This window comes from Anaeromassilibacillus senegalensis (assembly GCF_001261775.1).
Taxonomy (GTDB): Bacteria; Bacillota; Clostridia; order Oscillospirales; family Acutalibacteraceae; genus Anaeromassilibacillus; species Anaeromassilibacillus senegalensis.
The window spans coordinates 263842-279807 of sequence record NZ_LN868535.1 but is presented as its reverse complement, the minus strand read 5'-3'; the positions used below and the strand labels follow the sequence as shown (position 1 = coordinate 279807).

Annotated in this window: 13 protein-coding genes; 8 read left to right on the top strand and 5 right to left on the bottom strand. The window is 55.3% G+C overall.

Going from position 1 to position 15966, the window contains the following annotated elements:
- Nucleotides 1–52: 52 nt before the first annotated feature.
- The 7 genes from BN2106_RS01605 (at nt 53) to BN2106_RS01570 (ending at nt 10847) form a co-directional block, all read left to right on the top strand.
- The gene (locus BN2106_RS01605; protein WP_050696823.1) at nt 53–1576 is read left to right on the top strand and encodes a sugar ABC transporter ATP-binding protein; all 1524 of its coding nucleotides are present in this window, start codon (nt 53–55) and stop codon (nt 1574–1576) included.
- A complete protein-coding gene (locus tag BN2106_RS01600) occupies nt 1563–2576 on the top strand; it encodes an ABC transporter permease (RefSeq protein ID WP_050696822.1) in 1014 nt (337 codons plus the stop codon). The genes BN2106_RS01605 and BN2106_RS01600 overlap by 14 nt, the downstream gene beginning before the upstream one ends.
- Complete coding sequence (gene yjfF / locus BN2106_RS01595; protein ID WP_050696821.1) at nt 2573–3559, top strand: galactofuranose ABC transporter, permease protein YjfF; 987 nt, start codon at nt 2573–2575, stop codon at nt 3557–3559. The genes BN2106_RS01600 and yjfF overlap by 4 nt, the downstream gene beginning before the upstream one ends.
- Nucleotides 3560–4851: 1292 nt before the next feature.
- The gene (locus tag BN2106_RS01585; RefSeq protein WP_242846226.1) at nt 4852–6645 is read left to right on the top strand and encodes a cache domain-containing sensor histidine kinase; all 1794 of its coding nucleotides are present in this window, start codon (nt 4852–4854) and stop codon (nt 6643–6645) included.
- Nucleotides 6646–6651: 6 nt separating this feature from the next.
- Complete coding sequence (locus BN2106_RS01580; protein ID WP_050696819.1) at nt 6652–7854, top strand: response regulator; 1203 nt, start codon at nt 6652–6654, stop codon at nt 7852–7854.
- Nucleotides 7855–7877: 23 nt separating this feature from the next.
- Nucleotides 7878–9764: a substrate-binding domain-containing protein gene (locus tag BN2106_RS15485; protein ID WP_074017369.1), complete on the top strand. Its 1887-nt coding sequence runs from the start codon at nt 7878–7880 to the stop codon at nt 9762–9764.
- 39 nt (nt 9765–9803) lie between these two features.
- Nucleotides 9804–10847: an aldose epimerase family protein gene (locus BN2106_RS01570; protein WP_050696818.1), complete on the top strand. Its 1044-nt coding sequence runs from the start codon at nt 9804–9806 to the stop codon at nt 10845–10847.
- A gap of 697 nt (nt 10848–11544) precedes the next feature.
- Here the strand turns inward: BN2106_RS01570 and BN2106_RS01565 are convergent.
- From BN2106_RS01565 to BN2106_RS01555, 3 genes are read right to left on the bottom strand one after another with little or no spacing between them, the layout of a single operon-like run.
- The gene (locus BN2106_RS01565; RefSeq protein ID WP_050696817.1) at nt 11545–11739 is read right to left on the bottom strand and encodes a YwbE family protein; all 195 of its coding nucleotides are present in this window, start codon (nt 11737–11739) and stop codon (nt 11545–11547) included.
- 41 nt (nt 11740–11780) lie between these two features.
- Entirely contained in the window at nt 11781–12308 is a 528-nt protein-coding gene (locus tag BN2106_RS01560; protein ID WP_074017368.1) for a DsbA family oxidoreductase, read from the bottom strand.
- Nucleotides 12283–12849: a hypothetical protein gene (locus BN2106_RS01555; RefSeq protein WP_050696815.1), complete on the bottom strand. Its 567-nt coding sequence runs from the start codon at nt 12847–12849 to the stop codon at nt 12283–12285. Before BN2106_RS01555 ends, BN2106_RS01560 begins: the two co-directional genes overlap by 26 nt.
- A 219-nt stretch (nt 12850–13068) precedes the next feature.
- Between BN2106_RS01555 and BN2106_RS01550 the strand changes: the two genes are divergently transcribed.
- Nucleotides 13069–13299, top strand: a complete 231-nt coding sequence (locus BN2106_RS01550; protein ID WP_050696814.1) for a hypothetical protein — start codon at nt 13069–13071, stop codon at nt 13297–13299.
- 184 nt (nt 13300–13483) lie between these two features.
- On the opposite strand, the gene putP is transcribed toward BN2106_RS01550, so the two are convergent.
- Together putP and BN2106_RS01540 are read right to left on the bottom strand one after the other, a co-directional pair.
- Complete coding sequence (gene putP, locus BN2106_RS01545; RefSeq protein ID WP_050696813.1) at nt 13484–15022, bottom strand: sodium/proline symporter PutP; 1539 nt, start codon at nt 15020–15022, stop codon at nt 13484–13486.
- A gap of 300 nt (nt 15023–15322) precedes the next feature.
- Nucleotides 15323–15934 (bottom strand): TetR/AcrR family transcriptional regulator, encoded by a 612-nt coding sequence (locus tag BN2106_RS01540; protein ID WP_050696812.1) that lies wholly within the window; start codon nt 15932–15934, stop codon nt 15323–15325.
- Nucleotides 15935–15966 lie beyond the last annotated feature (32 nt).

Sequence of the window (15966 nt, the reverse complement as noted above, 5' to 3'; positions counted from 1 at the left end):
CCCCGCCGACTGAGACGGAGGCGGATTTTGCAATCTTAAAGGAGGGTCTGCCATGAGTGGCGAAACGGCATTAATTCAAATGTCGCATATATCAAAAACCTTCCCCGGCGTCGTTGCGCTCAACGACGTGCAGTTTACATTACAGCGCGGGGAAATACACGCCCTGCTGGGAGAGAACGGCGCGGGAAAATCCACGCTGATTAAGGTCCTCACGGGCGTTGAGGAACGGAACGGCGGCACCATTTTGATGGACGGCGAGGAGATTTCCCCCCGCACGCCGCAGGAAGCGCAAAACGTGGGCATCAGCACCGTGTATCAGGAAGTCAACCTGTGTCCGAATCTTTCAGTTGCGGAAAATGTCTATATCGGCCGCGAGCCCAAAAAGGGCGGCCGCATCGACTGGAAAACCATCAACCAGAAAAGCAAGGAGCTGCTTGCCCGGTTTGACTTACATATCGACGTGACAAAGAATCTGGATAACTATTCCGTCGCGGTTCAGCAGATGGTGGCCATCGCGCGTGCGGTGGACATCGATGCAAAGGTTCTGATCCTGGATGAACCGACCTCCAGTTTGTCCACCGTAGAAGTGGAGAAGCTGTTCGACATCATGCGGATGCTGAAAAAACAGGGCCTGGGCGTCGTCTTTGTCACCCACTTCCTCGATCAGGTTTACGAGGTGACGGATACGATCACCGTGCTGCGCAACGGCACCTATGTGGGTACCTATACGACCGCCGATCTGCCGCGTGTACAGCTGGTCGCCAAAATGATCGGCAAGGAGTACGGGGACCTGAACCAGCGGTTTATCAGCGAAAAGAGTGTCAAAGCGACCGGCGAGGCGCTGCTCTCCCTCAAGGATGCGACCAGTGCGGGCAGCATAGAGGGCATCAGCCTGGATATCCACAAGGGCGATGTCTTGGGCCTTTCAGGCCTGCTGGGCTCCGGCCGTTCTGAAATCGTCCGCCTGATCTTCGGTGTGGACCATATGTCCGGCGGCGAAATGAACCTCAAGGGACATAAACTGCACAACAAAGGAACCCTGGCGGCAATCCGCAGCGGGTTTGCCTTCTGCCCGGAAAACCGGAAAACGGAAGGCATCGTGGGCGACCTGAGCATTCGGGAAAATATCATTCTGGCATTGCAGGCCAAGCGCGGCATGTTCAAGGCAATTTCCCGCGCGGATGCGCAGAAGATCGCGGACGAATACATCGAAAAGCTGGAAATCAAGACCCCGTCGGCGGACCAGCTCATCCGGAACCTGTCCGGCGGCAACCAGCAGAAGGTCATCCTGGCCCGCTGGCTGGCGACGAACCCGGATCTGCTGATGCTGGACGAACCGACCCGCGGTATCGACATCGGTACCAAGGCGGAAATCCAGAAACTGGTGGTCCAGCTTGCGGAACAGGGCATGGCGGTCATCTTCATTTCTTCGGAAATCGACGAGATGCTGCGTTGCTGCGGCCGCATGATTGTTCTCAGGGATAAGAAAAAGGTCGCGGAGCTGAACGGACAGGAGATTTCCGAAGCGGCGATCATGCATTATATAGCGGGAGGTGCGGAGAATGAACCGGCTTAAAAAGCTGTCGAAATATCAGGTATTCTGGCCCATCGTCATTTTTCTGTTGATCCTGCTGGTCAACGGGATTGTCTCGGGCGGCTCGTTCTTTGAAATGAGAATTGTGGATGGCCATTTGTACAGCAGAATCATCGATATCCTGCGCAACGGCAGCAAGCTGATGCTGCTGGCGACCGGTATGACCATGGTCCTTGCGACGGGCGGAACGGATATTTCCGTCGGCTCCGTCATGGCGATCAGCGGCGCAGTCGCATGCACCATCGTGGCAGGCGGCGGAAATGTGGCGGTTGCCATCCTTGTGGCAATCCTCGCGGGCATCGTGGCGGGCGCGTGGAACGGCCTGCTGGTGTCCAAGATCAAAATCCAGCCCATCGTGGCGACCATGATCCTGATGGTTGCCGGGCGCGGCATCGCACAGCTTATTACCAATGGTAAAATTGTTACAGTAAATTCCGATGCGTATTATTTCATCAACGGCGGATATATCTTGGGACTGCCGTTCCCGCTGTTCATCGTGGCGTTTGTCGTGCTGCTGGTGATGCTGTTCATCAAGAAGACCGCGTTTGGCCTGTTTCTGGAGTCCACGGGTGTCAATCCGATCTCCAGCCATTTCGCGGGCATCAACGTGGACCGCATCAAATGGATGGTTTACACCTTCTGCGGCATGATGGCGGCAGTCGCCGGCCTGATAGAGAGTGCGGGCATTAAGGGTGCGGACTGCAACAACGCGGGCCTGTTTATTGAGATGGACGCGATCCTCGCGGTCGCCATCGGCGGCACGTCCCTCAACGGCGGCCGCTTCTCCATCCCGGCCAGCCTGTTTGGCGCGCTGATCATTCAGAGTATCACCACGTCCGTGTATGCAATGGGCGTCGCGCCGGAGATCACCCAGGTGGTCAAATCCATCATCGTTGTTGTGATCTGCCTGTTCCAGTCCAAGGCGTTTAAGGAGTCCATTGCGAAGAAACTGAATTTCCGGAAGGCGGTGAAGCAGGCATGAATGGACAGAAAGCCAAGAAGAAATTTTCTATTAAGAATATCTCTCTGTTGATCACAGTTGTGCTCTTTATCGTCCTGTTTGGCGCGGCTTCCGTCGCGTACGATAATTTCTTTTCCTTTTCAACCCTGTTCAACCTGTTGAACGACAATGGGTATCTGATCATTGCATCCATCGGCATCACGTTTGTACTGTTGACCGGCGGCATTGATATTTCCATTGCATCCACCATCGCGTTCACCTGCGTGTTTTCGGCGTTCCTGCTGCGCATGGGCGTGCCGCCGTTTGTGGTGATCCCGCTGGTTTTGTTGATCGGATTGGCGTTCGGCGCACTGATGGGTTTCATGATCCATTACTACAAACTGCAGCCGTTTATCGTGACGCTGGCGGGCCAGTTCTTCATGCGCGGCATGTGTGCGGTCATCAGCACGGAGTCCATCCCGATTACCAACGAGTTTTACAAGACAATGGCACTCTCCAAAATCACGTTTCTGGGCGGCAGAATCTACTTCTATGTCTTTATCGCAGTCGCGGTTTTGATTGTCGCGCTGTTTGTCCTTAAGCTGACCAAATTCGGCCGTACTGTCTATGCGGTGGGCGGCAATGAGCAGTCCGCGGTCCTGATGGGACTGCCGGTGGCACGCACCAAGGTTTCCGTTTACGCAATCAGCAGCTTTTGTGCGGCGCTTGCCGGTGTAGTGTTCAGCTTTTACACCCTGGCGGGCAACTCCCTCCAAAACGTCGGCCTGGAGCTTGACGCGATTTCCTCCGCTGTCATCGGCGGCACGCTGCTGACCGGCGGCGTCGGCAACGTGATCGGTACCACAGTCGGCGTATTGATCCAGGGTGTGATCCAGACGATTGTTACCTATCAGAACCTGAATACCTGGTGGACCAAGGTGACCATCGCGGGCCTGCTCTGCGTCTTTATCATCATTCAGCGCCTCATCGCCATCCGCGCGGAAAAACTCAAGGCAGCAGGCTGAGCAGGTTGAACCTGCACGCACGAGACCTCCGGTCGGGACGGCGCGGGCGGACGCTTACTCAAGCACAATCCCACGGATACCCGCGACGGGACGTGCAACGTCTTTCGCACCTACGGTGACTTTCCCATGAGGTTGAATGCTATAAAAAAACGCAGAGGTTCCACCAAATAACGCTCTCAAGTAGAATGATAAAGTCCAACTGACAAATGCAGAAGGCCAAAACAAAAAGCTGAAAACCAAAGAAAACGCTCAGCCGACCTTTGGCAAAGCATCCCCATGGGGATACCGGAGGTTGAAAGGGGGGCGTGAGTCGAAGTACCCCGGAGCCCACTCTCGCGTCCCCCTTTCGCGGTCTTTGGTACCTTTCCGACAAGACGGAAAGGTACCGCCCGTCCGGCGCGAGGACAAACCAGTGGTTTTCTCCCGCTTTTTCAAAAGCGAATAAGCAATAAATATTGCATGTGCAATTAGTTTGCCATCGGTTTATAAAAACCATAAAGTGCATGTTGATTAAACAACAATGCAACTATAAACGTGATGTCATAAAGTTTTTTAAATATGTTGCTTAAGCAACAAAGCTTCTTTTGCTTTCCAAGAGTAAAGAAGCCCCATTGCTTCCGCAATGCACAAAATTGTTTTCATAAAATTTGTTTTACTTTTTTAAAGTAAACAGTCTTTGCTGTCGCTTTTCAAAGCGACGTACATTCCCCGGCGAAAGCCGGGGAACAAAAGGCCTCAGAGGCAGCTGAATGCCTCATAAACAACCATATCACTCGTTCCCACTCGCTCTTCTCAGAAAGAGCGTTTCGCTCCTTGCGAGGAGCGACCAAAGGCCCTGCCTTTGGAAACCGCCGCTTTTTAGAAAAGTGGGAAAACGCGTTTTAGCGATTACCTGCAAGGTAAAAGCGATCCTCGCCATAGGCGCGGGCTGACCGCAGGTCCCGATTTTCAGAAAAGCGGGAAAACGCGTTTTAGTGATTACCTGCAAGGCAAAAGCGGTCCTCGCCATAGGCGCGGGCTGACCGCAGGTCCCGCTTTTCAGAAAAGCGGAAAAACATATTGTGTACAAGTCCTCCAAAGACGAATGGGGATGCTCCCGGAATGCTTTGCGTTTCGGTCGTGGGGCCAATTGCTCTGCGTCCGGGCGTTCTGAACGCCCGGAGAGCATCCCTGCTTTTTTGCTTTTTTCCAAGGAAAATTCTAACAATTGCTAAACAATTGCGAAAATCTTGCTAGTATTATATAATAAGAAATAGTATATTTGTGCGATTCAGTTAAATGAGGTGAATGTGGTGCGAAAATTCAAGCAAATCTTCCGAAACGTGGGCCTGCGCAGCAGAATGACCATGTCCAATATCTTTATAGCGCTCATTCCCTTTATTATCTTCTCCATTGTCAGCGGCTCGGTGTTCCTGAACCAGGCGCAGAAGACCGCTGTTGAGCATACGGCGCAGATGATCCATCAAGTCAGCAATTCCATGGATGTCTATGTGGGAACCATTGAAAAGATGGCCAACTATATCCAGATGGACCTGAAGGATTCCCCGCTGTTCCATATGCGGTCCGATCTGGATGCGGATTGGCAAACAGAATCCGCGAAAATTCGCGCGATCCTGGAAAACATTGCGGGGTCCCATCACGAGGTAGCGGGGATTCTGGTCGCGTCCAAAAACGATATGTACGTCAGTACCGGCATGTCCCGCATTTCCCGCGATCCATTCGAGGAGGAATCCTGGTACCGGCAGGCGGCCGGGGCGCCCGACGAAATCCAGCTGATCAGCGTCGTCACCGGGCGGAACATCGTGACCAACCGCAGCTACAGCGTCGACGACGTGTTCTCCCTGGCAAAGGCGGTGCAGGACCCGCATACCGGGGAAGTGCTGGGTGTGGTTCTGTTCGATATCCGGCACGATATCATCCAGAAGTCGATCAAGGGCGCGACCATTGGAGAAAAAGGGTTTGTGTTTGTCACGGACGAGAACGACAACATCGTCTATACGCCGGTCAACGACGTTGTATACCGCGTCAATCCGCAGTGGCTGCGGGACGGAAACATGCCGGTCAACGCCCGGATCCAGGGCGGCAGCTACCAGATCCGCAGCGAGCTGTCCGGCTATACCGGCTGGCGCACGGTGGGCGTCTTTTCCATGGACGAGGTGATGGCCGGCGTCAATACCATCATATATATTTTAATTGCGAGTATTATCATCTCGCTGATTTTAATCGTTACCGTGTCGTTCCATATGGGCCGCACGATGACCCAGCCGATCCTGCGCCTGAAGCAGCTGATGAAGCGCGCGGAGTCCGGCGACCTCAGCGTCCGGTTCGACAGCCCCTACAATGACGAGATCGGCGCGCTGGGGTGGAGCTTCAACCATATGATCGAGCAGATCGACAATCTGATTCACATGGTCTACGTGGAGCAGAAAAACAAGCGCCTGGCGGAAATGAAATCGCTGCAGGAACAGATCAAACCGCATTTTCTTTACAATACCCTGGACACCATCAGCTGGATGGCCCGCGACTATGAGGCGGAGGATATCGTCAAGCTGGTGGACGCCCTGACCAATATGTTCCGCATCGGCCTGAGCCACGGCAACGACATCATCACCGTGCAGGAGGAGATCACGCACGTTTCCAACTACTTATACATCCAGAAAATCCGTTATAAGGACCGGCTTAATTATGAAATCCATGTGGAAGAATCCCTGTACCCGTATAAAGTCCCCAAATTGATCCTGCAGCCTCTGGTGGAAAACGCCATTTATCACGGCATTAAAGCAAAACGCGGCGGCGGTACCGTCTATGTCAGCGGGGAGGCGCGGGGAAAAAGCATGATCCTGACCATCCGTGACAACGGTGCGGGCATGCCGCAGGAGAAAGTGGAGGAACTCAACCGCCGGATGAGCGAGCATTCGGAGCTGGACGAGAAGACCAGCTTCGGCATGTTCTACATCCGGGAACGCATCCAGCTCTGTTATGGGGAACAGTACGGCGTCCGCGTGGAAAGCCAATTGGGCGAGGGAACATGCGTGACGATTACGCTTCCCAGGGATAAAGAAGTGAAAGATTTTGATGAGGAGTGATGGGAGTTGTATAAGGCGCTGATTGCGGACGATGAGGACATCATTCGCCGGGGAATTGCATATTTTTTGAAAAAGGACCCGGAAATCGAGGTGGTCGCGCAGGCGGAGGACGGCGAAATGGCGCTGGAGCTTGCGGCGGAGCACCTGCCGGACCTGTTGTTCGTGGACATCAACATGCCGTTTTTAAACGGTTTGGAGTTCATTGAAAAGCTGGAAGGAATTTTGAAAAATGCGGTGATCATCGTGATCACCGGGTACGACGATTTCAAGTACGCCCAGAAGGCTTTGCGTCTGGGCGTGTTTGACTATCTGCTCAAGCCCATCATGGAGAATACCTTTTACGACGCGGTGGACCGCGCCAAGGAGCAGCTGGGCCGGCGCAAGAAGCAGGTGAAATACCTGGAATGGGCGCGGGTACTGGTGGAGAAAAACCGCCCGGCGCTGATCGCGGAATTTCTGGAGGGATGGCTGGGCGGCCATTTCAGCGAGACGGAGGTCGAGGAACGCATTGCCGCGCTGAGCCTGGAACTTCCAAAGGACTTTGGTGTCACGCTGATCCATCTGGAGGACAAGGACAACGCGGAGATCGGCGGTGAGTGGGACGACGACCTGCTGTTCTACGCCGCGGAAAATATCGCGGAGGAAGTGTTTCAATCGTTCCAGCCCGTTTCCGCCTGCCGCAATGCGGGCGGCGACCTGGTGCTGATTACCGCCTGTACGCCGCGGGAGGAATGGCTCGCGGCCGGCGAACGGCTGTCGCGCCTGTTACAGCAGTATCTGCCTGTGGATGTGGCGATTGCGCACAAGGGCGCGGGGGAGTTCTCGGACCTGCCCGGCGCATATGAGGCGGCCATGGATGAGATGCGGGCGCTGCTGGAGACGCCGCAGCTGGTGCGGGACGTCAAGCATTACATAGAGGAAAATTTCTCGATGGAGGCATTTTCCCTGACCGACGCGGCGGACTATACGCACGTGTCGCCGCAGCATCTCAGCCGCGTGTTCCGGCAGAGCACGGGTATCACGTTCATGGACTATATCACACGGGTGCGCATCCGCAAGGCGATCGAGCTGCTGGCGGACGAGGACCTCAAAATGTATGAAATTGCGGAGCGGGTGGGCTATTCCAGCCAGCATTATTTCAGCAGCGCATTTAAGAAGGTGCTGGGCGTTTCTCCCATGGAATATAAGAAAGGGCTGCAGAAAAAATGAAGCTCAGCGGACGAATGGAGTCAATGAAAGAAAGTTTGGTCAGGCACCGCCGCCGCATCTGGAAAGGCGGCGGGATCTGCCTGCTGACCGTCGCACTGCTGTTTTCCATGTTTTCGGCATGCGCGGCGCGTCAGGAACCGGATAAGATCGACTATGTAATCGGTGTATCGCAGGCGAACATGCGTGAACCGTGGCGGCTGGTCCTTACCCGGGAAATACAGGATGAGGCCGCAAAGTACCCCAATGTCCGTCTTGTCTTTACAGACGCGACGGACGACAGCGCCAAACAGATGACGGATATCCAGCGTCTGCTGGATTACGGCATCGACCTCATGATTGTCTCGCCGTGCGACGTTAAGAAAATCACACCGGTGGTCAGCAATGTGTACAACCAGTCGATCCCGGTCATCGTGCTGGACCGCGTGGTGGAAGGTTTTGACTATTCCCTCTTTATCGGGCCGGATAACAAGACCATTGGCAAGCAGGCGGGGGAAGCCGCACTGCGCATGATGAACGGCAAAAGCGGCTCGGTACTGGAGCTGTGCGGCAGCTCGGCCTCCCAGGCGAGCATCGACCGCAGCGAGGGCTTCAGCAGTGTGATTTCCGGAGAAGGCGATATCCAGGTGGAGCATGTGGCGGTGGTCAGCGAATCGCGCGATTCGGCGGAGGACATCGTCAAGGCCTTCGGTACGCGGCTCCGCGGCATCGATGTGATCTTTGCTCACAACGACTATATGGCGCTGGGCGCATACAATGCGGTCAAACAGCTGGGATACGACCATATCCGCATCGTAGGAGTGGACGGCTTCACCGGCGAGGACGACGGCGTGAATCTGGTGCGCCGCGGGATGATTGACGAGACGATCACCTGCCCGACCGGCGGGCGCGAGGCGGTGCAGTATGCGCTGGAAATCCTCAACAACGTCAGCGGCGTGCCCAAGCAGGTTATCCTGCGCAGCCACAACATCACCAAGGAGAACGCGGACGATTACGAAGCCAGCCTGAACCAGGTTCCGGAGGCGACGAAAAGGGCGATTACCGTCGGGTATGCCCAGGTCGGCACGGAGAGCGCCTGGCGTCTGGCCAACACGGAGTCGATTAAAAAGGCGGCCCGCGATTTCGGCGTCAGCCTGCTGTATGAGGACGCGGACCAGGATCAGGGCCGGCAGATTGAAGCCATCCGCCGGTTTATCAAAATGGATGTGGACGTTATCGTGATCAGCCCCGTTGTGGACAGCGGCTGGGACGAGGTGCTGGCGGAGGCGCGCGACGCGGGGATTCCGGTGCTGCTGTCCGACCGGCGCGTCACAACCAAAGACGACAATATGTATATGACGTTTATCGGCGCGGACTTCATCGAAGAGGGGCGGCGCGCCATGCGCTGGCTGGGCGGCACGCTGGAAACGCCTCAAAGCTCTCTGCGCATTATGGAGTTGGAGGGGACGCTCGGCGCGTCTCCGACGGAGGACCGCAGCCAGGGCTTCCGCGAGGTGCTCAAGGAGTACCCGGGCTGTAACATCGTCTATTTCGGCTGCGGCGACTATACCTACGAGGGCGGCCGCAAGGTGATCGAGGAGTATCTGGCGAAGCACGAGTGGGACATTGACGCGATTTTCTCCCACAATGACGATATGGCGCTGGGCGCGGCGGACGCACTGGAGGAGCACGGCATTCAGCCGGGCAAGGACGTGAAGCTGATTTCCGTGGACGGTGCGCGCACGGCGTTCCAGGCGCTGGTGGACGGTAGGCTGAACTGCGTCGTGGAGTGCAGCCCGCTGCTGGGGCCGCAGCTGATGAAGGCCATCACCGACCTGATGGCGGGCAAGGAATTGCCTCTGCGCATCATTACGGATGAAAAAGTTTTTACAGAAGAAAATGCGAAGGATTACATACGCAGCAGAAAATATTGATTGCCGCAACGGCAGCAGAGACAAAAAGGAGAGACTGTTATGAAGATAACCAAAGAACCCTTTGGCGTGACGGAGGACGGAAAAGAAGTGTTCCAGTTCCGGCTGGAAAACAATGCCGGCGCGTCCGTCACTTTGATGAACTACGGCTGTACCATTACGTCCATTCTGGTTCCGGACCGCGAAGGCAGGCTAACGGATATCTGCCTGGGTTACCGCACGCTGGCGGAGTACGAGAAAAACGACGGCTATCTGGGCGCGGTGGTTGGCCGCCACGCCAACCGTATTGAAAAGGGCGTGTTTGTCCTGAACGGAAAGGAATACCGTCTGGCGGTCAATAACGGCCCAAACCATCTGCACGGCGGCCTGCGCGGCTTTGACAAGCGGGTATGGGAATACACCGTAGAGGACGGGCGGCTGGTGTTTGGACGCCGCTCTCCCGATGGGGAGGAGGGCTATCCGGGGAATCTGGATGTCAGCATGTCCTACCAGCTCACGGACGACAACGAATTGATCCTCCGCTATGAGGCGGAAACCGATGCGGATACCGTGGTCAACCTGACCAACCACTGTTATTTCAACCTCAGTGGAGAGGGAAAAGGCACCATTCTGCATCATGTGCTGCAAATTCCCGCCGCGCGGTTTACGGAGAACGATGAACACTGCCTGCCGACCGGAAAAATTCTGGAGGTGGACAGCACGCCGTTCGACTTCCGCCAGCCCAAGGAGGTGGGCCGCGACATCCACGCGGACTGTGTGCAGCTGAAAAACGGCCTGGGATACGACCACAATTTTATTCTGGACGGCGTGGAGAAGGAGAATACCGCGGCGGTACTGTACGCGCCGGATACGGGCATTGCAATGACCATTTCCACCACGATGCCCGGTGTGCAGTTCTATAGCGGAAACGTGCTGGACGGCCCGGTGGGAAAATCGGGCGTCGCCTACGAGAAAAACATGGGCCTCTGCCTGGAAACACAGTATTTTCCGAATGCGCTGCGCTGCACCAACTTCCCGTCCCCGGTGCTGAAAAAGGGCGAGCGGTACGACCATATGACAAAGCTTTGCTTCGCGGTCAAGGACTGAGTGTTCCGTTTTCAGACAGACGCGCAGACTCGGTTATAAAAATAAGGATAGTCCTATTTTGTTTCTTTGGCGGGTTATTACTGAACGGTGTTTATCCGCTTTTCTGAAAAGCGGCGGTTTCCAAAGGCAGAGCCTTTGGCCGCTCCTCGCAAGGAGCGGGATATGCAACGTCTTTTGCGGGCCTCCGGTCGGAACGCGGACTTCCAGTCGGAACGCGCCTCCGGCGAGGAACATTTTCACCTTGCAAATCATGCTTAAAATAGGTCTTTCTACGTTTCTAAAAGCGGCGGAAACCGGTTTTACCTTGTGGACAATTCTTAAAATAGGTTGTTCTACACTTCTGAAAACGGCGATGGTCGTTTAAAGCGTCGAGCGAGGCGTTAGCCTCTAGCGAGCGTCCCGACCGGAGATCCTCTTTCTGAGAAGAGTGAGTGGGAACGAGTAATATTACTAATGTGAGATAGTGAGTTGTTTTCAGGGCTTTTCTTACTTCCCCAGCTTTCGCTGAGGATTAAGTCACATTGAAAAATAGCTCTAAGGAGAAATAAACAAAAACGCCCTTGAATCTGGCCGTGAATCAACAGGCCATTTTCAAAGGCGTTTTCTTATATTGAAAGCGATCTCCTTGTACGAGTTGCCATCACACTTTCATTTTGCGGCGTGTTCTTCATTTAGTCTCTATGCGCCCCGCGCACATTTATTCAAGAATTTCCTGCACGCGTCCGACCTGTCCGTCCTCCAGCAGGACCTTGATGCCGTGCGGGTGAAAGCGGCTCTTTGTCAGGAGCCGTGCCACGATGCCCTCGGTCCGTTTGCCGGTCCGCTGATCGGCCTTGCACACGACGCTGACCTTCGCGCCGATTTTGACGTCGTCCCGGTTTTGTCCGTTCAAATGCATCCTCCTAACTTGAAAAAGCTGGTATGAAACGGGGGTTAAGTGCCGTTTGTCCGCGAGAGTTCCTCCAAAAACTGTTTGAACTGTGCTTTGGGGACGCCGATACCCAGCCGGGCGTCCAACCGGCGGCCATTTTCCGCAAGGTAGCTGGGCACCGCTGGAACCCCCAGCCTGCCCCAGGCGTGATGGTTGGCCGCTTCCAGTGCCGCCTGATAGCGGCCCCCGCGGACCGCCTCGTAAAAAACGGGCTCGGACACGCCGCACATCGCGCCGTAATGGGCCAGAAGCGCGGGATCTTCGATGTTTTTTCCGCCGTGCCAGGCCGCCTGAAAAATCAGGTCGTTGTATGCTGCGACGTCTCCGCCCTGTTCCTGAAGCAGCAGCATTCCCTGAATGGCCAGGTCGCTGTGGCGCCCGTAATACGGCTCGCTGGCTCTGGGATGCGCCTCGCAGGGGCGCCAGACAGGGGTGATCAGCGGATAGCCGGGCAGCAGCTCGCGCCAGTGGCGCCAGCCCATCTCACAGTATTCGCACAGATAATCAAAGTAGATTTCCAGTTTCATCATGGCCTCCGATTTGTTTTGTAATCCATTGTAAAACAGTATCTGTTTCCAACACGTAGTTTTCCTGTATGGAGAAATATGGCAGTCCGCAGGCGATGCAGCGCGCCCGAAGCGCCCGGTGCGCGGTTATATAATCCTCGACCTCCTGTTGTTCGGAGGACAGGCGCTGTTCAACGACGTTTTCGTACCGGCGTATATCATCAAAATGGGTCCGGATGTAGCCGGATGAAAAACCCAGATACAGAGCGATGATATCGCGGCCGGACAATTTGCAGACCCTTTCCGGCGGTAAATAACAGCCTTCCAGGATCAGGTTTTGTTTGTTTTCCCGGCAGGTGTCGATCATCCCCTTTAGGATGCCCCAGAGCGCTTGGGAAATCACGTCATCCGCGTCGTTTGCAGTGAATCCGCAGTCCGGCCATCCGCGGATCAGACCCATTTTCAGATGATCCAAGCTGGTGCAGGGATAATGAACCCGTTCCAACAGCCGCTGGGACAGCAGAGTTTTTCCGGTGCGGCTTTCGCCGCCGATCAACACGATCACGCAGTTGCCTCCTTAATATGGCAATCTGTCTGCATAGCGGACAAATAGAATTTCTGGTATTATTTTAAACGTTTTTCATGAAAAAAGAAACCCACCGAGAGGGGAAATCCCATTCCGTTGCCATGCGGAGCGGATTCGACACCTCAGTCAGTATCTCTATAGGAGGTCCCGTCCACCGCTTTCCGGCATATTCTGTAGAATGACAGGAGGTGGTTAGGTATGACAATGCATGCGTTTGTGATTGGGGTACAGTGGGACCGTCTGCTCGTATGGGATTTTGCAACTCGTCAGCAGGTCGTTGTGATCACGCCCAATGCGCGCTGGTTCCGCCGGGGCAATGTGGTCAGTATCCGGTACAACGGTGTGATGACCAACAGCATCCCGCCGCAGATCTATGCGTGGAGCATTATTGCGCTCCCATGGAGCGGCCCCGGGTGCAATCGGTGCTGATCCAATCGATTGGACGGGACTTTCCTGCGCGCCCACGCGTGGAAATCCGTATATAAAAAGCCGCCGTATTCCAATGGCCTTTTCCCTTGGAATACGACGGCTTTGTTTATGAAACAGAATGGAAGCAGCGGCCGCGGCTTTTCGGATTGCATCCTAGTAGCATAACATGACGTATTTAGAATGATTACCCTTCCTTGATCGCGGCAAATTCCTCGCAGATTTCCTTACCAGGAGGCGCGGTGAGCAGCGAAACCGCGACGATCGCAATGCTTGCGACGATAAAAGCGGGCAGCAGCTCATAAATATCCCACGCGCCGCCCAAAGGACGGACGAGGTATTTCCACACAAAGACCATCACGCCGCCGGAAAGCATCCCGGCCAGCGCGCCCCACTTGTTGCTCCGCTTCCAAAACAGCGCGAAGAGCATCACCGGGCCGAAGGCGGCGCCAAAACCCGCCCAGGCAAAGGACACGATGGTAAATACGGAGCTGTTGGGGTCCCATGCGAGAAACACTGCGACCAGCGCGATGGCGATGACCGTGCCGCGCGCCGCCAGCAGGGAGGCCTTTGTGCTCATTTTAATCTTGAAAAAGTCCTGTAACAGGTCCTGTGATACGCTCGACGCGGCGGTCAGCAACTGGGAATCGGCGGTGGACATGGTGCAGGCCAGGATACCGGCCAGTACCACGCCGGCCACCAGGGCCAGGAAAATGCCGTTCTGGCTCAAAAGGCCGGACAGCTGGATGATCACCGTTTCAGATTCCGAGGTGGAGGCGAACATGGGAATTTTCCCGTTCAGGGACACACTGTATCCGATGACGCCGATCAGAATGGCGATGAACATGGAGATCACCACCCAGACGGAGGCGATGCGGCGGGAAACACGCACCTTGTTTTCGTCCTTGATGGCCATAAAGCGCAGCAGGATGTGAGGCATACCGAAGTAGCCGAGACCCCAGGCCAAAGTGGAGACAATGCTCAGCCCGCTGTAGGTGGAGGCTTCCCCCGCGGCCATGTTGTGGCCCTGCGTCAGGTTGAGATAGCCCGGCAGGCTGCTGGCGTTCTGTACCACGGTGTTCCAGCCGCCTGCCTGCTGGATGCCGAAGAAGACGATGACGACCAGAGCGACGGTCATCACGATGCTCTGGATCAGGTCGGTGGTGGACACGGCCAAGAAGCCGCCCATGACGGTATAGCCGATGATGATGACCGCGCCTACAATCATCGCCACATGATAATCCACGCCGAACAGGCTGTTGAACAGGGTGCCCACCGCCTTGAACCCGGAGGCGGTGTAGGGGATGAAAAAGGTGAGGACGACCACCGCCGCGATGCAGGAAAGCACATGGCGGTTGTCCCGGTAGCGCCGCGAGAAGAAGTCGGGGATGGTGATGGCGTCCAGCCGCGTCGAATAGCGGCGTAAGCGTTTCGCTACGATCAGCCAGTTGAGATAGGTGCCCACCGCGAGTCCAATGGCGGTCCAAGCGGGTTCAGCGATGCCGCATAGATAGGCCAGACCCGGCAAACCCATAAGCAGCCAGCTGCTCATATCCGAGGCCTCCGCGCTCATGGCGGTGACGATGGGGCCGAGCCGCCGCCCGCCCAGATAAAATTCGTTGGACGACGAGCTGCCGCCCTTTCGGCTGAAATAGAAGCCGACGTAGATCATCGCCAACAGATAGACAACAATTGTGGCGATGATGCAGAATTGTGCTGTGGTCATTTGTTCTCCCTCCAATTTTGTCCGCCGGAGCCATGCCGCACAGGAAACCGGCGGAGCCATACGTGTTATTATCTTAACACGACGAAAAACAGACCACAATACAGAACAAAGTACAGACCATAGTCTGTACTTTGTTTATAAATATATCAAAATTTCTCAGATTTAATGAGGGTTTAAGAGTAGACGATAATTGATCGGATTGACAAAACAAGTCCGATAAAAAAGAAGAAATAACGCGAAGAAGGGCTGGCGTTGCGAATAACACAGCCGGACGGTTTCCGAATGGAAGGCCGGACGAAACTACCAGGCAGCGCTTTGTTCCGGTGTGCCGGGTAAAAAGCTGCTCAAAAAGGACGGGAAGACCCGGGACGCATAATCGCGCAGGGCATATTCCCCGCCGCAAAGGCACCAATCGTACATCAGCGCCCGTTCACTCAGGGCGTACAGCTTGACCATCTCGTTTACATTGCGCCGGGTGTTCAGTTCGCCAGCTGCCTGCCCGTCGGAAATGATTCGCCGCAGAAGGCGGTAATAGATGCGCTTGTGGTCCAGCAGGTGCCGTTCCCCATTGGTGACCAACTGGGTGGAGAGCAGCCGCGCCAAGAGCTCTGTGGATACGCTGTTTTCAATCATGCCGAACAGCTCTGCATTGAGAAACAGCAGCTTTTCCATGGCGGGCATACAGGGGTCCATAGATTCCTGTAAGGCCTCGTATTTTTCGTCGAACAGATCGCTCAATGTGCTGAGAAGAGCGTCTTTCCCGTCAAAATAATGGTAGAAGGAGCCTTTTGAGGTGTGGGACAGCTCAATGATTTCTTCCACCGTGGTTCCCTCGTACCCCTGTTCGTAAAATAAACTCCACGCCGCGCTGATGATTTTGCCCCGCGTGTTGCGGGCCTTCTTTTTGGCCATGCCGTATCCTCCCGTCCGTCTTTGCGGTTTCC